This is a genomic window from Exiguobacterium sp. SRB7LM (genome assembly GCF_015712685.1).
In the GTDB taxonomy this organism is placed as follows: Bacteria; Bacillota; Bacilli; order Exiguobacteriales; family Exiguobacteriaceae; genus Exiguobacterium; species Exiguobacterium profundum.
On sequence record NZ_VWVR01000006.1, the window covers coordinates 489,470 to 506,305 of the forward strand.

The 16,836-nt window shown below is 47.7% G+C and carries 19 protein-coding genes; all 19 read left to right on the forward strand.

The window, feature by feature from the left end; genetic code table 11:
• Positions 1 to 4 precede the first annotated feature (4 nt).
• The 19 genes from fliQ (at position 5) to dxr (ending at position 16,833) form a co-directional block, all read left to right on the forward strand.
• On the forward strand, positions 5 to 277 hold the full coding sequence (gene fliQ, locus F3H97_RS03310) for a flagellar biosynthesis protein FliQ (RefSeq protein ID WP_015881403.1): 273 nt from the start codon (positions 5 to 7) through the stop codon (positions 275 to 277).
• Positions 274 to 1,044, forward strand: a complete 771-nt coding sequence (gene fliR, locus F3H97_RS03315) for a flagellar biosynthetic protein FliR (RefSeq protein WP_196430547.1) — start codon at positions 274 to 276, stop codon at positions 1,042 to 1,044. The genes fliQ and fliR overlap by 4 nt, the downstream gene beginning before the upstream one ends.
• Complete coding sequence (flhB, locus tag F3H97_RS03320; RefSeq protein ID WP_159562095.1) at positions 1,041 to 2,135, forward strand: flagellar biosynthesis protein FlhB; 1,095 nt, start codon at positions 1,041 to 1,043, stop codon at positions 2,133 to 2,135. The genes fliR and flhB overlap by 4 nt, the downstream gene beginning before the upstream one ends.
• A 13-nt stretch (positions 2,136 to 2,148) precedes the next feature.
• Complete coding sequence (flhA, locus tag F3H97_RS03325; protein ID WP_159562096.1) at positions 2,149 to 4,170, forward strand: flagellar biosynthesis protein FlhA; 2,022 nt, start codon at positions 2,149 to 2,151, stop codon at positions 4,168 to 4,170.
• Between the two features lies 1 nt (position 4,171).
• Positions 4,172 to 5,227: a flagellar biosynthesis protein FlhF gene (locus F3H97_RS03330; RefSeq protein ID WP_196430549.1), complete on the forward strand. Its 1,056-nt coding sequence runs from the start codon at positions 4,172 to 4,174 to the stop codon at positions 5,225 to 5,227.
• Positions 5,206 to 6,045, forward strand: coding sequence for a MinD/ParA family protein (locus F3H97_RS03335; protein WP_074037232.1), 840 nt, complete (start codon positions 5,206 to 5,208; stop codon positions 6,043 to 6,045). Before F3H97_RS03330 ends, F3H97_RS03335 begins: the two co-directional genes overlap by 22 nt.
• Positions 6,046 to 6,064: 19 nt before the next feature.
• Positions 6,065 to 8,056 (forward strand): chemotaxis protein CheA, encoded by a 1,992-nt coding sequence (locus F3H97_RS03340; RefSeq protein WP_159562098.1) that lies wholly within the window; start codon positions 6,065 to 6,067, stop codon positions 8,054 to 8,056.
• A 12-nt stretch (positions 8,057 to 8,068) separates the two neighbouring features.
• Entirely contained in the window at positions 8,069 to 8,500 is a 432-nt protein-coding gene (locus F3H97_RS03345) for a chemotaxis protein CheW (RefSeq protein WP_015881410.1), read from the forward strand.
• Positions 8,490 to 9,089: a chemotaxis protein CheC gene (locus F3H97_RS03350; protein ID WP_015881411.1), complete on the forward strand. Its 600-nt coding sequence runs from the start codon at positions 8,490 to 8,492 to the stop codon at positions 9,087 to 9,089. The genes F3H97_RS03345 and F3H97_RS03350 overlap by 11 nt, the downstream gene beginning before the upstream one ends.
• Complete coding sequence (locus F3H97_RS03355; protein WP_031421691.1) at positions 9,082 to 9,567, forward strand: chemotaxis protein CheD; 486 nt, start codon at positions 9,082 to 9,084, stop codon at positions 9,565 to 9,567. Before F3H97_RS03350 ends, F3H97_RS03355 begins: the two co-directional genes overlap by 8 nt.
• A gap of 12 nt (positions 9,568 to 9,579) precedes the next feature.
• Positions 9,580 to 10,350 carry a FliA/WhiG family RNA polymerase sigma factor gene (locus F3H97_RS03360; protein ID WP_078146715.1) on the forward strand — a complete coding sequence of 257 codons (771 nt, stop codon included), beginning with the start codon at positions 9,580 to 9,582 and terminating at the stop codon, positions 10,348 to 10,350.
• A 12-nt stretch (positions 10,351 to 10,362) separates the two neighbouring features.
• On the forward strand, positions 10,363 to 10,755 hold the full coding sequence (locus tag F3H97_RS03365; protein WP_196430550.1) for a hypothetical protein: 393 nt from the start codon (positions 10,363 to 10,365) through the stop codon (positions 10,753 to 10,755).
• Between the two features lie 152 nt (positions 10,756 to 10,907).
• A complete protein-coding gene (gene rpsB, locus F3H97_RS03370; RefSeq protein ID WP_015881415.1) occupies positions 10,908 to 11,648 on the forward strand; it encodes a 30S ribosomal protein S2 in 741 nt (246 codons plus the stop codon).
• Positions 11,649 to 11,765: 117 nt separating this feature from the next.
• Positions 11,766 to 12,647 (forward strand): translation elongation factor Ts, encoded by an 882-nt coding sequence (gene tsf / locus F3H97_RS03375; protein ID WP_078146717.1) that lies wholly within the window; start codon positions 11,766 to 11,768, stop codon positions 12,645 to 12,647.
• A gap of 110 nt (positions 12,648 to 12,757) precedes the next feature.
• Positions 12,758 to 13,483 (forward strand): UMP kinase, encoded by a 726-nt coding sequence (gene pyrH / locus F3H97_RS03380; protein ID WP_015881417.1) that lies wholly within the window; start codon positions 12,758 to 12,760, stop codon positions 13,481 to 13,483.
• Positions 13,480 to 14,040 (forward strand): ribosome recycling factor, encoded by a 561-nt coding sequence (gene frr / locus F3H97_RS03385; RefSeq protein WP_031421698.1) that lies wholly within the window; start codon positions 13,480 to 13,482, stop codon positions 14,038 to 14,040. Before pyrH ends, frr begins: the two co-directional genes overlap by 4 nt.
• An 84-nt stretch (positions 14,041 to 14,124) precedes the next feature.
• Positions 14,125 to 14,862 (forward strand): undecaprenyl pyrophosphate synthase, encoded by a 738-nt coding sequence (locus tag F3H97_RS03390; RefSeq protein WP_159562100.1) that lies wholly within the window; start codon positions 14,125 to 14,127, stop codon positions 14,860 to 14,862.
• Position 14,863: 1 nt separating this feature from the next.
• Complete coding sequence (locus tag F3H97_RS03395) at positions 14,864 to 15,661, forward strand: phosphatidate cytidylyltransferase (protein ID WP_159562101.1); 798 nt, start codon at positions 14,864 to 14,866, stop codon at positions 15,659 to 15,661.
• 14 nt (positions 15,662 to 15,675) lie between these two features.
• A complete protein-coding gene (gene dxr / locus F3H97_RS03400) occupies positions 15,676 to 16,833 on the forward strand; it encodes a 1-deoxy-D-xylulose-5-phosphate reductoisomerase (RefSeq protein ID WP_196430551.1) in 1,158 nt (385 codons plus the stop codon).
• The last annotated feature ends 3 nt before the right edge of the window (positions 16,834 to 16,836 follow it).

The window sequence follows — 16,836 nt, forward strand, 5'->3', positions numbered from 1 at the left end:
GGACATGACACAAGAAATGGTCATCTATTTGGCGACAGAGAGTGTGTGGACCTTATTAAAAATATCAATGCCACTTCTACTCATCTCACTGATCGTCGGTCTCGTGATCTCGATTTTACAGGCCACGACTCAAATTCAAGAACAAACGTTATCGTTCGTTCCGAAAATTATCTCGGTCTTTATCGGTCTCGTCATTTTTGGACCGTGGATGCTTCAACAGATTGAAGGGTTCACGCGTTTGATTTTTGAGTTGATGGTCGAGGTTGCTTCGAAATGAATGCAGTCGACTTCATCAGTATGTATGGATTAACGTTCGCGCGACTGTCTGGCTTTTTTGTCAGTGTCCCGTTGTTCTCGACGAGACAATTACCGGTCATGCACCGCGTCGCGTTCAGTGCGTTTTTAGCATACTATGCCATGTTCACACTGACCGAGCCAATTCAAATGACCAATGCGTTTGTCCTGCAAGTCGTCTATGAAGTCATAATCGGACTTTTACTCGGACTGTTGATCAACATCCTATTTTTTGCACCGCAAATTGCCGGTGGGGTCATCGATTTACAGCTCGGATTAGCGATGGCATCCGCATATGATCCGATGTTTGGCGGTCAATCACCATTGATTGGACGATTTTATTATATTTTTACGCTATTCATTTTGTTGACGAGCAACCTGCATCTTCTGCTGATTGACGGCATTTATTATAGCTTTCAAATCTATCCGCCTGGCCAACCGATGATCAACTTTACTGAAGCTTCATTGATGATGGCTGTAAAAGTCGTCACGATGACAATGATGGTCGCGTTGCAATTGGCGTTGCCGATGATGGCTTCCTTACTGCTTGTGGACTTAGCTCTCGGTTTTTTAGCGAAGTCAGCACCGCAATTCAATATCTTTGCCATCGGATTTTCATTTAAACTTATCGCCGGTTTTGCCGTCATGGTTTTATTGATGGGATTGACATTGACAGGAATCAGCCAGTTCATCCCGCTATTACAAGAAGTGATGCACGACTTTATGCTCATATTAGGAGACGCCTCATGAAGAAGCCTCTATATCCTTTATCGGTCAATCTACAGTTTTTTGCAGGTGAAAAGACAGAAAAAGCGACGCCACGTAAACGGGAAGACTCCCGAAAGAAGGGGCAGGTCGCCAAGTCAGCCGATTTGACTGGAGCGTTCGCACTTTTTGCGATGTTTCTCATGTTATCTTTTTTCGGTCCCGTGATTGGGCAGCAATTGCTTTCTTTAATCAGCGATTTACTCAGCCCAGAGTATTTATTGTTTAACGTGACGGGCGGCATGTCGGATATGGTCGTCGACTTAATGCTCCGTGTCGGTTTGATTTTGGCCCCGTTCTTTATCGTCGCCGTCGTGTTTGGGATTCTCATCAATTACCTACAAATCGGAACGTTATTTTCTTTAGAAGCCATTCAACCAAAGCTTGAGCGGATCGACCCGATCAAGGGGGTCAAACGCATCGTCAGTATGAAAGCGGTCGTCGAATTTTTAAAGTCCTTATTCAAATTGTTAATCATCCTGACAACCGCTGTCGCTGTCCTTTGGAAAAATCAGAAAGAACTGTCTCGGATGGCCGTCGAACAAGTTCGTGAATCGATTGTCGCACTCGCGAGTATCACAATCGAACTTGGTCTTTGGGTAAGTGTCGCCTTGCTCGCACTTGCACTACTCGATTTATTCTACCAACGATTTGATTTCGAGAAATCGATCCGAATGTCTAAGCAAGATATTAAAGATGAGTACAAAAATACGGAAGGTGACCCACTCATCAAATCTAAAATCAAACAGCAACAACGGGAAATGGCGATGCGACGGATGATGCAAGAGATACCGAATGCCGATGTCGTCATCACGAACCCGACCCATTATGCGGTCGTCATTCGATATGATGACACGAAAGATTTTGCGCCGCTCGTGGTCGCCAAAGGGGTCGACCGGGTCGCCTTTCATATTCGAGATGTCGCAAAAGAACATGACGTGGCCATTGTTGAAAATAAACCACTCGCGCGAGCGCTCTATGCGCAAATCGACATCGGTGAAGTGGTAGACGAATCGTTTTATCAAGCCATTGCGGAAGTACTGGCATTCGTCTATCAAATGAAGCAACCGTCTTGAGGAGGAGTATGTGTTGGCAGTAAAAGCGAAAGACTTTGCAATTTTGATTGGTGTGTTGATGATTGTCATCATGCTGATCATCCCGCTACCGGGGTTTTTATTAGACTTTTTAATCATCGTAAATATTTTGATCGCCATCATGATTCTACTTGTGGCGATGAATGCCCGGGAAGCACTCGACTTCTCCGTATTCCCTTCTCTCTTATTGATTGTGACGTTGTTTCGTCTTGGTTTGAACGTATCGACGACCCGTTCGATTCTATCGAACGGTTATGGTGGGGAAGTCATTGCGACGTTCGGTGATTTCGTCATCGGCGGAAATGTCCTTGTCGGATTTGTCGTCTTTCTGATTCTTGTCATCATTCAATTCGTCGTCATCACGAAAGGAGCAGAGCGTGTATCGGAAGTATCTGCTCGCTTCACACTCGATGCGATGCCGGGGAAACAGATGGCCATCGACGCCGATTTGAACTCTGGTTTAATTGACGACAAAGAAGCCCAGATGCGTCGCCGTAAAATTCAAAGCGAGGCGGACTTCTATGGATCAATGGACGGGGCATCGAAGTTCGTTAAAGGAGATGCCATCGCTGGTATTATCATCGTTACGATCAACTTGATCTTCGGGATTATCATCGGTGTCGTTCAAATGGGATTACCAGTTGGGGAAGCGTTCCAAACGTTCTCACTCATGACAATCGGGGATGGCTTGGTCAGTCAAATCCCAGCACTTTTGATTTCGACCGCAACCGGGATCATCGTGACCCGTGCCGTCTCGGATGGAAACTTAGGGGAAGACGTAATCGACCAGCTCGGTCAAAACCCATCACTCCTTTATATCGCCGGGTCGATTGTCTTCATGCTTGGTTTTGTATCACCGCCCCTACTTCCTGTGACGATGATCATTGCCGGAACGGCATTCTTCGGCGCCTACACGATGCGTCGAAATATCCGTCAGGCAACGGAAGAGCCGATGCTCGAAGAGGAACCATCGACAGCGCCGACAGAATCAGTCGTCTCGCTGTTGCAGATTGACTCGATTGAATTTGAATTCGGGTATGGCTTGATTCCGCTTGCAGATGAGTCTCAAGGCGGTGACTTGTTAGACCGCGTTGTCATGATTCGTCGTCAACTCGCACTCGAGCTTGGCTTCATCTTACCGACGGTCCGGATTCGCGATCACTTGCAGTTATCACCGAACGCGTACCGAATCAAAGTCAAAGGGAACGTCGTTGCAGAGGGAGAGCTATTGCTGGATCATTACTTGGCGATGAGCCCGGGCATCGAAGACCCTGAGGTATATGGAATTGAAACAACGGAACCAGCATTCGGTCTTCCTGCCCTTTGGATTGATGAAGAAACACGAACTCGGGCAGAAATGAGCGGGTATACCGTCGTTGATCCGCCTTCTGTTGTCGCGACTCACTTGACCGAGACGTTGAAGAAACATGCGGCAGATTTACTCGGTCGGGAAGAGACGAAACAACTCGTCGAGCACCTGAAAGAGACGCATCCGGTTCTCGTAGAGGACGTGACGCCGTCAGTCCTTTCGATTGGCGAAATTCAGAAAGTGTTGCGCCACTTACTCCAAGAAAGTGTTTCCATTCGAAACTTGCCGCTTCTGTTCGAGACGATGGCAGACTACGGAAAAGTGACGAAAGATGCGGAAATCTTAGGAGAGTATTGCCGTCAAGGCTTGTCCCGTCAATTGACCGATCAAGTCAAACCACCTGAAGGTCCCCTTTACGTCGTGACACTCGGCGGACAGACGGAACAGACGGTGCAAGATGCGGTTCAGAAAACGGAGTTCGGGAACTATTTGGCGCTCGACCCAGAGCAAGCTCGAGAGATTATCGAGCGCACTGGCGAACAACTGTCGATGTTTGAACGATATGGGGCATCGGCTGTGATTTTATGTTCCCCAACGATTCGTCTGTTCGTTCGTCAATTACTCGAACGGTATTATCCAGATGTGCCGGTATTGGCTTATAACGAATTACTCAGTTCCGTCGAAGTGAAAAGTATTGGGGTGATTTAACATGCAGATTAAAAAGTTTACGGCGAAGACCATGGCCGATGCGATGGCGAAAGTGAAACAAGAGCTCGGAGACGAAGCGGTCATCCTCAACTCACGACAAGTGAAGACAGGATGGTTCGGTCTCTTTGCGTCAAAGCAAGTGGAGGTCATCGCAGCCCTCGAAAAAGAGCAAGTCGTCACAAAGCCACGACAGCCTGTCCCTGTTCGGACCGCACCAACACCACCTGTCGTGACGCAGACGCCACCACGTGTGATCGGAGGAGCGGGACCGAGACTACACGCCTCGTTGCAACACGTCGAATCGCTGCTCTCGACTGAATCCTTTGCGGATGAGTCGTGGGAGGAAACGCTGAACGAACTATACTACACGACAAAATCTGTAGAAGAAGCTGAACGTTTCGTTTACGAACAAGTCAAATCGTCGTTCATTGAACCGCCTGAAGCTAAACGATATGTTATGGTCGTTGGACCGACGGGGGTCGGTAAGACGACCACGCTCGCCAAACTTGCGGCGCACTTCAAACTGACGGAAGGCAAAACGGTCGGATTGATTACGACCGACACGTATCGAATCGCTGCCATCGAACAGCTGAAGACGTATGCTGAAATCATGAGTATTCCGGTGGAAGTGGCATATGACTTTCATGACTTCAAGCGTGCCAAGCAATTGTTTGCTCGTAAAGACATCGTGCTAATCGACACGGCGGGACGAAATTTCCGCGATCCGGCTTACGTCGAACAGTTTCATGAACATCACGACTTCACTGAAACAAGCCTTTCGCTCGTTTTAAGTTTGACATCCAAAACGAAGGACATGGATATGATCTATTCGCAATTCGAATCATTACCTCTTAACTCACTCATTTTCACGAAGGCGGACGAGACAAGTGATATCCACGCGATGTACCGTATGGTGAAAAAGAGCGGTCTTCCGGTCGCCTGGATGACAGACGGCCAAGAAGTGCCGGACGATTTGATTCGGGGACATGCGGACGTATTGACGAAACGACTGTTTGAGAAAGAAGGGTGGGCGAGATGGACCAAGCAAGGCGTTTAAGAGCAATCAATGCTGCCCATCCGACGACAATCGCCTTTGCGAGTGGGAAAGGTGGGGTCGGAAAGACGAACGTCTGTGTAAACACGGCCATCGCACTAGCTGAACTCGGAAAACGAGTGTTGATTGTCGACTTTGACATCGGAATGGCCAATGTGCACATCTTGATGAATGCCATGAAGTCCAGAACGATGATCGAGACCGTCAAAGCTCGTATTCCATTGGCTGCAGCTGTTCAGAAAAATGTATATGGTGTCGATATATTACATGGAGGGAGTGGGCAGGACCAACTCGTCCATCTCTCAGATGATGACATGCAATTTCTCATGCGAGAACTCGAAGTATTGACCGAATATGATTATGTCCTGTTCGATATGGGGGCTGGAGCGACGGACACCTCACTCCAATTCATCGCGGGTTGCGATGAGATGTTCTTGATTTTGACTCCAGAACCTACCTCGCTAATGGACGGTTATGCATATACGAAACTGGTGCACCATCAGTACCCGGACTTACCGCTTGGCGTCATCGTCAACCGAGCCCAGTCCGGTGAGGAAGCCCTTCAATGTTTCGAACGGATGGAAGTCGCATGTAAACAGTTTTTAAATAAGACGATTCGATTCCTCGGCTTTCTACCAGACGACTCATCTGTCAGAAAGGCAGTCATCGCCCAAGTCCCGTTTTATCAATACAACCGAAAGAGTGATATTAGCTGGCGCCTCGAACGAATTTTGACAACGCTTACGGGTACGCCTCCGAAACCACGTCACTTGATGGACCGTTTGATGGGGAACTTACGAAAACAGTGGAACCGAGTATAACGACAGGGAGGCAAATGAGATGGACGTGAATGAATACTTAGGGTTGTTTTTAGATGAATCCCAAGAACATATCCAATCGATCAACACACAGTTACTTAAATTAGAACAATCGGGTGGGGCGGATGTTGTACAGGAGATCTTCCGGTCGGCACACACACTAAAAGGGATGTCTTCGACGATGGGGTACGAACGCGTTGCCAACTTGACACATGAGATGGAGAGCGCGCTCGACCTCGTCCGTGGCGGCAAAAAGGAAAGTAACCAACTCTTGTTGGATACGATGTTCATCGCTATGGAACAGATGGAAGACATGATTGCGGACATCGAAAGCGGAGGACAAGGCGCGAACGTGGATGTATCAGAAACGGTCGCCGCATTCCAATCCTTCATCGGTGGGAAAGAAGTCGCAGTCGAAAAAACTTCAGAGACGAGCACGTTTGAGATTGATTTATATACGAACTCGGTCATCGAGCAAGCCAAACAGACGGGCTTTGAGGCGTATCAAATCACAGTCAAACTGTCTGACGCGGTCGTCTTGAAAGCGGCCCGTGCGTATATGGTATTCGATCGCCTTCAAGAACTAGGTGAGGTCGTCAGCACACACCCGGAGACAGAAGAAATCGAACAAGAGCAATTTGACTTGTCGTTCGACGTCTTATTCTTGTCACAAGAGACGGCAGAAGTGATTGAACATGCCATCGCTCAAGTATCGGAAGTGGAGCGTGTCGAAGTCAATGCGTTTACAGAAACAGCGGTCAGTGAGCCAGAAGTCGCTGTGACAGCGGAGACGATTGCACCTGAACCCGTCGTTCAAGCTACCTCGGACAAGGAAGAAGCGAAAGATACGAAAGAGCAAGTAGCCGCTCAAGCACAAGCAAAAACGATTCGCGTCAACTTAGAACGAATTGATCGTTTGATGAACTTGTTTGAAGAGTTCATTATCGACCGTGGACGACTTGAGCGCCTGGCCGACGAAGTCGGTCAACCAGAATTGAATGAAACGGTCGAAAAAATCAAGCGGGGAACGAACGAGTTACAATCACTCGTCTTGACCCTCCGGATGATGCCAATCGAACAAGTGTTCAATCGCTTCCCACGAATGGTGCGTTCGGTCGCAAAAGAGATTCATAAAAAAGTCCAGTTGGACATTTCAGGTGCTGAAACAGAACTCGATCGCACGGTCATCGATGAAATTGGCGATCCGCTCGTCCACTTGATCCGTAACGCCATCGATCACGGCATCGAACGTCCGGAAGTACGTCTTCAAGCCGGAAAACCGGAGCAGGGCATGCTTGCACTCCGTGCGTATCACGGCGGAAACCGAGTCTTCATTGAAATCGAGGACGACGGTGCCGGCATCAACGTCGACAAGGTTCGCTCGAAAGCGTTGGAGCGCGGCGTGATCACAGATGAAGAAGCGACGACGATGTCTGAGAACGAATTGGCGATGCTGATCTTTGCTCCGGGTTTCTCGACGGCAGACGTGGTCACTGACTTGTCAGGACGCGGTGTCGGACTGGATGTCGTCAAAAATAAAATCGAGTCACTCGGTGGGGTCGTTTCTCTAGAGACGGTTGGGGGACAAGGCACGAAGTTCCAGGTCAGCTTACCGCTCACCCTCTCTATCATCTCGGCGATGCTCGTTCAAGTGGGAGAGGAATCGTATGCGATTCCATTGACATCGATCCTTGAGACGACATTACTTGATGAAGCGGACATTTTGACAGCACACCGTGAGCGAGTCTTCGACTTCCGTGGTCAACTGGTCCCACTCGTCTACATGAAAGAAATGTTTGGCATCGAATCAGAGACGAAGTCGCAATTCCCGGTCGTCGTCGTTCGAAAAGGCAACAAACTCGTCGGCGTCGTCGTCAACGATTTGATCGGTCAACAAGAAATTGTCATGAAACCGCTCGGTACGTATCTTGAAGGGATTCCAGCTATCTCTGGTGCGACCATTCTTGGTGACGGTCGCGTCGCCCTTATCGTAGATAGTAACGATCTCTTTTAAGGAGGAATATTGATGGAACAGAAATGGGTAGTCTTTTCACTTGAAGAAAATACGTATGGGATCGACGTACAGTCGGTCCGTTCAATCGAGCGACTTCAGCCGATCACACGAGTGCCGAACGCACCGTCACATGTGAAAGGGGTCATCAACCTTCGTGGTGTCGTCACGCCGGTCATCGACCTTCGCTTGCGACTCGGCTACGAAGAAATCGAACCAACGGATGAAACGCGCATCCTGATCGCCTCGTTGAATCAAGGAGATGCCGGATTTATCGTCGACCGTGCGAATGAGGTCGTGGAAAGCGACGAAGTTCGAATCGAACCGATTCCGGAATCGAGCCGCGATATGCTCTCGGCACATCTGACAGCCATCGCAAAAGGAGAAGATAAACTCTTCTCTTTACTCGATGCGAATGCGTTGTTTGAGGAACAGTATGCTGAGTGAGTTTGAACAAGACCTGTTAAAGGAACTGGGAAATATAGGGTCTGGACATGCGGCGACTGCCTTGTCGGCAATGCTTTCGAAACCGGTGAACATTACCGTGTCTTCTGCCGAAATGGAACCGATCACTTATTTACCAGAGCGAGTCGGCGGTCCGGAACGACATGTTGCCTCGGTCTTGTTGGAATTAGATGGTGATATTCGTGGAATGATCCTCATTTTGTTCGCCGTAGAAGATGCCGAGCAAATGGTTTCGACCTTGATTGGGATGCCATATTCATTTGATTCTTTTGATGAGCTCGGCCAATCGGCTTGGGAAGAGGTCGGGAATATTATGAGCGGTGCTTATGCGCGAGCGCTAGGTGACTGGTTACAGACACCGATTATGATTCAAGTGCCGGCAACGGCCATCGATATGGCAGGTTCGATTGTTGAATTTGTCGTCACGTCTGTACAACCTGAGGAAGACGCGGCGCTCTATATCGACACGACATTTATGATTGATCAAAAAGTAAGTGCAGGACATGTGTTGTTCCTACCAACACATGGGTCGCTCAAACGGATTCAAGAACGGTTGCTTGGCAATGGCTGATGTATTAAAAATCGGCATTGCCGAATGGAAGCAGACGACCGCACCAAATCGGTTACGTACAGCCGGACTCGGGTCATGTGTGGGTGTCATTTTATATGACACCCGCCTCCAATTGGCAGCGATGGCACATGTCATGTTGCCGGACTCGACGATTGCTCGTAAGAACCAGACGATTGAAGTAGGAAAATACGCAGATACAGCCATTGATACACTCGTGCATTCATTGAAACGAGAAGGGGCCACGCGGCTTCAAGCAAAGATGGCGGGCGGCGCTCAGATGTTTCAGTTTAAATATGAGAACGAGGCGATGCGAATCGGTGAGCGAAACGCCGAGGCCATCCGCCAAGCATTAAAAGTCCATCGTATTCCGCTCGTGGCAGAAGATTGTGGCGGACATAACGGGCGGACAATCGAGTTTGATGTCGCAACATCTGTCTTATCGATTCGGACGGTGAGCGTGGGTACGAAAGAACTATAAGGGGGGATCGACATGACGACTCATCTTACACAGTTGTGGGATCGCTGGAATATGGACCGTGATATGGATACAGCAAACGAATTACTAGCACATTACGAGTTTCTCATCCACTACCACGTACAACGGATGATCGTGACGCTTCCAAAGAGCGTCGAACGCGACGAATTGAAAAGTTTGGGTTACATGGGATTGTACGATGCCCTTATGAAATATGATCCAGAGCACAATAATAAATTTGATACGTATGCTGCGTTTCGGATTCGTGGAGCCATTATCGACGGTTTACGAAAAGTGGATTGGTTACCTCGGTCGGTTCGAGAAAAAGTGAAAAAAATCGATCACGTGGCAGAACAGCTTGAACAGTCGTTACATCGTGCTCCAACGAAGAGCGAGTTAGCTTCGGCATGTGACTTACCGATTGCAGAAATCGAACGAACGATGGCGGAAGGGTACTTTGCCAATATGTTGTCGATTGATGAGGCCGTGACGTTGCAAGAAGAAGGAAAAGTCATGTCTGTCACGTATTTCGACCCGGATTCTGAAAAGCCAGAAGATACGTTGTTGCAACGCGAATTGATTGATGTGCTGGCAGCAGAAGTCGACCATTTATCCGAAAAAGAACGACTCGTCGTCTCTTTGTTTTACTTTGACGAACTGACGTTGACGGAGATTGGGGAAGTGCTCGAACTGTCAACATCACGGATTTCGCAAATTCATTCCAAAGCGTTGAAGACATTAAAACACGCGCTCGGTCGGTCCTATTTAGAAGAAAAGACATCGTAAGGAGATGAACAAGTGTATATTGTATATGTGATCACAGCTTGTTTGGTTGCTTACGGTTTTTTATTCGGCTACCGACAAGTCCAAGCGCTTCAGGAACGAGTCGAACGGCTCGAACGAGAGAAGCAAGAGACCGAAACGTTGCTTCTTTCATTCATGGAGTCGATGAACGACCTCGTTGTTCAAGAACCCGTTGAACGTTCGAACCTGGTTCAACAGGAAGAAGCTTCATCGCTCCCTGTCAATGAGTCCGTCCAAACGGTCGTAGAGGCGACAGAAGAGACGACCCCGTCCGCGTCAATCGACGTGGACGATGTCTTGTTGCGACATTCCGTGCGGGACGCTGCCCGTATCCTCGGAAAAGGCGAGGGCGAGCTTGCGCTTTATGCGAAACTTCGTAAAAAGTGAGAGTTGCCGGATTTCGTGACATATGCTATAGTAATTCTCGGTGTTAAACACATCACACACGTCTCGGGATGATATTCCTCGGTGCCGAAAGGTCGGAATACAACAATGAACGAGGCGGAGGACTTTTTTAAACCACAAGGAGGAAATTTATCATGGCAGTAATTTCAATGAAGCAATTGCTTGAAGCTGGTGTACACTTCGGTCACCAAACACGCCGTTGGAACCCAAAAATGGCGAAATACATCTTCACAGAGCGTAACGGGATCTACATCATCGACCTTCAAAAGACGGTCAAAAAAGTAGACGAAGCTTACAACTTTGTTCGTGAACTCGCGGCAGAAGGCGGAAACGTCCTCTTCGTTGGTACGAAAAAACAAGCTCAAGATACAATCAAAGAGGAAGCAATCCGTTCTGGAATGTTCTTCATTAACGAGCGTTGGTTGGGTGGAACACTCACTAACTTCTCAACAATCAAAAAGCGTATCAACCGCTTGAAGCAACTCGAAAAAATGGAAGAAGACGGCACGTTCGAAGTACTTCCTAAGAAAGAAGTCATCATCTTGAAGAAAGAAATGACTCGTCTTGAGAAGTTCCTCGGCGGAATCAAGGATATGCCTGGTGTGCCTGACGCCCTCTTCATCGTTGACCCACGTAAAGAGCGTATCGCAATCGCGGAAGCTCACAAATTGAACATCCCAATCGTTGCGATTGTCGACACAAACTGTGACCCAGACGAAATCGACTACGTAATCCCAGCGAACGACGATGCAATTCGTGCAGTTAAATTGCTCACTTCTAAGATGGCAGATGCAATCATCGAAGCGAAGCAAGGTGAAGAAGAAGTTGCTGAAGAAGCTGTAGCGACAGAAGCTGAAGCTACAGAAGCTGAGTAATCAGTGAGACAATAGGTGATAAAGGGAAAGCCTTTTATCACCTTTTTTTAGGACATGTAATCAAAAAGCCCTGTGCTTTTTCTTAAAATTCGTTAGTTTTACAAGGAGGAATTTCCGATGGCAGTTACAGCAGCAATGGTAAAAGAACTTCGTGAAAAAACAGGAGCAGGAATGCTTGATTGCAAAAAAGCACTCGTTGAAACAGACGGTGACATGCAAGCAGCAATCGACTTCCTTCGCGAAAAAGGAATCGCTAAAGCAGCAGCAAAAGGTGATCGTATCGCCGCTGAAGGTTTGACAGCAGTAGCAGTTGAAGGCAACAAAGCTGTGCTCGTCGAAATCAACTCAGAAACAGACTTCGTTGCGAAGAACGAGAAGTTCCAAACACTCGTGAACAACGTAGCAAAAGCAGTACTCGCATCAGGCGCAACAACTGCAGAAGCTGCACTCGCGGCTGAGTACGAAGCAGGTAAAACACTTGAAACGTACATTCAAGAAGAAGCTTCTACAATCGGAGAGAAAATCTCACTCCGTCGTGTAGCTGTTCTTGAAAAAGCTGACGATGCAGTATTCGGTACGTACCTCCACATGGGTGGTCGCATCGGGTCAGTCGTTGTAATCGACGGCACATCTGACGAAACAGTTGCTAAAGACGTTGCAATGCACGTTGCTGCAGCACGTCCACTTTACGCGACACGCGATGAAGTATCAGCTGAAGAAATCGACCGCGAGAAGAAAGTCTTGACTGAGCAAGCACTTAACGAAGGCAAGCCTGCTAACATCGTTGAGAAGATGATTGCTGGTCGTATGAACAAGTACTTCGAGGAAATCTGCCTCGTTGACCAAACGTTCGTAAAAGACAGCGACTTCAAAGTTGGTAAGTACGTAGAATCAAAAGGCGGAAAAATCAACTCGTTCGTACGCTTCGAAGTAGGAGAAGGTATGGAGAAACGTGAAGAGAACTTTGCTGAAGAAGTTATGAACCAACTTAAAAAATAATCTGTGTCACAATCAGTGATGCAACTAAAAATGGGAACACGTCTGTATAACCTTGAGTTAGTTCGTTAAGGGAGCGTGTTCCCTTTTTTCAAGCAAGAGGAGGCAAAGTTATGGAACCGAAATATAAACGAATTGTGTTAAAATTGAGTGGAGAAGCGCTCGCTGGAGATCAAGGTTACGGGATCGACCCTAACATTGTAAACTCAATCTCAAGTCAAATTAAAGAATTGATCGAGATGGGTGTAGAAGTCGCCGTTGTTGTAGGTGCCGGAAACATTTGGCGTGGAAAGACGGGTAGTGAACTCGGGATGGATCGGGCAAACGCAGATTACATGGGTATGCTCGCAACTGTATTGAACTCACTTGCTCTTCAAGATAGCCTTGAAACGTACGGTGTCCAAACGCGCGTCCAAACATCAATTGAAATGCGACAAGTTGCTGAACCATACATTCGTCGTCGCGCAATGCGTCATCTTGAAAAAGGACGCGTCGTTATCTTTGCGGCCGGCACAGGAAACCCATATTTCTCAACGGATACGACAGCTGCCCTCCGTGCGGCTGAAATCGAAGCTGATGTCATCTTAATGGGTAAAAACAATGTGGACGGCGTCTATTCAGCTGATCCGAAATTGGACGCGACGGCAGTGAAGTACGATACGTTGTCTTATCTTGACGTCTTAAAGGATGGACTTCAAGTCATGGATTCGACAGCAACGTCACTTTGTATGGACAACCACATTCCATTGATTGTATTCTCATTGCTTGAAGAAGGTAACATTAAACGTGTCGTTCTCGGGGAACATATCGGGACGGTAGTAGGAGGAGTCAATTCATGAGTGTCAAAGAAGTATTGAAAACAGCTGAAGAAAAAATGGAAAAAGCGCATTCTTCACTTAAACGTGATTTTGGAACGCTTCGCACTGGCCGTGCCAGCGCATCGATTTTGGATCCTGTCCAAGTTGATTACTATGGTGTCCCAACACCACTCAATCAAGTGGCAAACATCAATACACCAGAAGCGCGCCTACTTTTGATTCAACCATGGGATAAGTCAATGGTTTCTGAAGTAGAGAAAGCGATTCAAAAGGCAGACCTCGGCTTGTCTCCATCATCTGACGGTACGGTCATTCGTTTGGCGATTCCTGCATTGACGGAAGAACGTCGTAAAGAATTAGTTAAAGTCACGAAAAAATACGCAGAAGAAGCGAAAGTCGCTGTCCGTAACGTTCGTCGTGACGCAAATGAAAACTTGAAGAAACTCGAGAAAGATGGCGAGTTAACAGAAGACGATCTCCGCGGATATGCAGATGACGTTCAAACGTTGACGGATTCGTATATCAAGAAGATTGATGAATCTGCAGCAATTAAAGAAAAAGAAATCATGGAAGTGTAATCACGGAAGTGGTATACCAAAAAGCTGTGTGGGGACCCTTTTTCTGAGAGGGTCCTTCTTTCATACAATCAGGAGGATAACAGAATGTTTAAATGGGTGAATCCTAAAACGAAAATCGAGGCGGAGTTAAGTGTTCCTGAGCACGTAGCCATCATTATGGATGGAAATGGACGCTGGGCCAAAAAACGTGGTCTCCCTCGCATCATGGGTCACCGGGAAGGGATGAAGTCCATCCGGGAAGCGGTACGAACAGCACAAGAACTCGGGATTCGGTCTCTGACGCTTTATGCGTTCTCTACAGAGAATTGGACTCGTCCGGAAGAGGAAGTCTCATTCTTGATGAAACTGCCGAAACAGTTTTTGGAGACCGATTTGAAAGAACTCCACGAACAGAATGTACGAGTGCTCGTTGCGGGAGATACGTCAAAACTCCCACGAGAGACACGAGAAGCCGTTAACGAGGCGAGAGAACGGACCGTTGCGAACACAGGGTTGAATCTTGTCTTCGCACTCAACTACGGGGGACGGGATGAGCTCGTTCAAGCGATGCGCAGCATTGCAGGAGACGTTCAGTCCGGTTTGGTTCAGGCAGACGACATCGATGACCGTATGATTGGTGAACGGCTCATGACACACGTCCAAGACGTGGATCTCGTTATTCGGACGAGCGGGGAACAACGACTCTCTAACTTTTTATTATGGCAAAGCGCGTATGCTGAACTTCATTTCACAGAAGTATTGTGGCCGGAATTTAAGCGTGAGCATTTTGTAGAAGCGATTGAATCATACAACGCGCGCACGCGACGTTTTGGTGGGGTGTAACATGAAGACACGTATTATTACAGGACTATGGGCAGGAGCCATCTTCATCACGGTAATTGCGCTTGGAGGAAATGCATTTGTTTCATTGATGGGGATTTTAGCACTCATCGGATTGAGTGAATTCACGTTGATGCGACAGCATAAGCTGTTGGCGTTTCCATTCTTGGTGACAGCGCTCCTCGTGGCGTTCCCATTCCTCTTATTATTGATTGAGAATCAGGTTGTCACGGATGAACTTCCGTTCTCGATTGAACAATGGCTCGTCTTAGGGCTCGTGTTGTTGCTGTTTTGGACAGTGGTCACGAAAAATCGATTCACGTATGAAGACGCTAGTTTTTACTTCGTATCAGCGGTCTATTTGGTCGTCGGTTTCTCTAGTTTTGCGTTAGTCCGGCTCTCTGAGGACGGTCTATCGAAAGTGTTGCTGATCTTGTTTATGATTTGGGCGACGGACTCGGGAGCATATTTTACCGGAAAGGCATTCGGGAAAGCCAAATTATGGCCATCGATTAGTCCGAATAAGACGATTGAAGGGGCGATTGGGGGCATTGTGTCTGCGATTGTACTCGGTATCATCTTCGTCTGGATTGATCCGATCTTGCCGATAATTGAGGTCGTCATTTTAGCGATTGTCGTGGCGGTAGTCGGACAGCTCGGAGATTTGGTGCAGTCTGCTTATAAGCGCCAGTATGGAGTCAAAGATTCGGGTCACCTGTTACCAGGACATGGTGGCATTTTAGACCGGTTTGATAGTATGATTGCGGTCTTTACTGTCATTTGGGTGTTTAATCTGCTTTAAAAAGGAGTGTCGAAATGAAGCGAATTAGCTTAATTGGTGGGACTGGTTCGATTGGCGTTCAAACTTGTGACGTCATCGAACAGCACCCCGACCTGTTTGAACTTGAGGCGTATGCGTTCGGAACGAACGTTGATGTCGCCACGGAATGGATCAATCGACTTAGACCAAAATATGTGTCGGCAACGAGTATCGAAGTACTCGAGCAGTTGAAGCCACGTCTTACATATGAACCTCTCTATTTTATTGGACCGGAGGGGCTGAAGGAGTGTGCGACGGCAGAACGGGCTGACATCGTCGTGACGGCAGTCGTTGGAGCAGTTGGACTCGAACCGACGCTTGCGGCGATTCAAGCAGGGAAAGATATTGCACTCGCCAACAAGGAAACACTCGTTACCGCAGGACATCTTGTCAAAGCAGCCGTGAAAGAACATGGGGTCAACCTATTGCCTGTCGACAGTGAACACTCCGCGATTTATCAATGTTTGAACGGGGAACGAAGAGAAGATGTATCAAAGATTATTCTAACGGCTTCAGGCGGTAGTTTCCGTGATCGTTCACGCGATGAGCTGGCTGATGTGACTGTTGAAGACGCACTGAATCATCCGAACTGGTCAATGGGAGCAAAAATCACAATCGATTCGGCGACGATGTTCAACAAAGGCTTGGAAGTCATCGAGGCACACTGGCTGTTCGATATCGATTATAATGATATTGAAGTCATCTTGCATCGAGAATCGATTATTCATTCGATGGTCGAATTTAAAGATGCTGCCGTGATGGCCCAGCTTGGAAACCCGGATATGCGTGGTCCGATCCTTTATGCGCTATCGGGACCGAAGCGGCTTGAAATCGAGGGGAATAAGCGGTTAAACTTGAAGGAAATCGGAAAGCTGCATTTTGAAGAGGCTGATTTCAATCGTTACCCGGCACTCCGGTTAGCGTTCGAAGCAGGAAGAGCCGGTGGTTCCATGCCAACCGTCTTGAATGCAGCCAATGAAGTGGCAGTGGACCTATTCTTGAACGGTCAGATCACGTTTTTAGAGATTGAACGACTCGTCGAAGAAGCGATGGCTCGACATGAGGTCATTGCCGAGCCGACGCTCGCGCAAATTCTAGAAGTTGACCAAGCAGTACGTCAACAGATTCAGCAAGGAATTGAAGGTGGGGAATAAATC

Coding starts and splice junctions, on each gene's coding strand:
- fliQ (WP_015881403.1), top strand. CDS start 5: ATGACACAAGAAATGGTCATCTATTTGGCGACAGAGAGTGTGTGGACC.
- fliR (WP_196430547.1), top strand. CDS start 274: ATGAATGCAGTCGACTTCATCAGTATGTATGGATTAACGTTCGCGCGA.
- flhB (WP_159562095.1), top strand. CDS start 1,041: ATGAAGAAGCCTCTATATCCTTTATCGGTCAATCTACAGTTTTTTGCA.
- F3H97_RS03330 (WP_196430549.1), top strand. CDS start 4,172: ATGCAGATTAAAAAGTTTACGGCGAAGACCATGGCCGATGCGATGGCG.
- F3H97_RS03335 (WP_074037232.1), top strand. CDS start 5,206: ATGGACCAAGCAAGGCGTTTAAGAGCAATCAATGCTGCCCATCCGACG.
- F3H97_RS03340 (WP_159562098.1), top strand. CDS start 6,065: ATGGACGTGAATGAATACTTAGGGTTGTTTTTAGATGAATCCCAAGAA.
- F3H97_RS03345 (WP_015881410.1), top strand. CDS start 8,069: ATGGAACAGAAATGGGTAGTCTTTTCACTTGAAGAAAATACGTATGGG.
- F3H97_RS03350 (WP_015881411.1), top strand. CDS start 8,490: ATGCTGAGTGAGTTTGAACAAGACCTGTTAAAGGAACTGGGAAATATA.
- F3H97_RS03355 (WP_031421691.1), top strand. CDS start 9,082: ATGGCTGATGTATTAAAAATCGGCATTGCCGAATGGAAGCAGACGACC.
- F3H97_RS03360 (WP_078146715.1), top strand. CDS start 9,580: ATGACGACTCATCTTACACAGTTGTGGGATCGCTGGAATATGGACCGT.
- rpsB (WP_015881415.1), top strand. CDS start 10,908: ATGGCAGTAATTTCAATGAAGCAATTGCTTGAAGCTGGTGTACACTTC.
- tsf (WP_078146717.1), top strand. CDS start 11,766: ATGGCAGTTACAGCAGCAATGGTAAAAGAACTTCGTGAAAAAACAGGA.
- pyrH (WP_015881417.1), top strand. CDS start 12,758: ATGGAACCGAAATATAAACGAATTGTGTTAAAATTGAGTGGAGAAGCG.
- frr (WP_031421698.1), top strand. CDS start 13,480: ATGAGTGTCAAAGAAGTATTGAAAACAGCTGAAGAAAAAATGGAAAAA.
- F3H97_RS03390 (WP_159562100.1), top strand. CDS start 14,125: ATGTTTAAATGGGTGAATCCTAAAACGAAAATCGAGGCGGAGTTAAGT.
- F3H97_RS03395 (WP_159562101.1), top strand. CDS start 14,864: ATGAAGACACGTATTATTACAGGACTATGGGCAGGAGCCATCTTCATC.
- dxr (WP_196430551.1), top strand. CDS start 15,676: ATGAAGCGAATTAGCTTAATTGGTGGGACTGGTTCGATTGGCGTTCAA.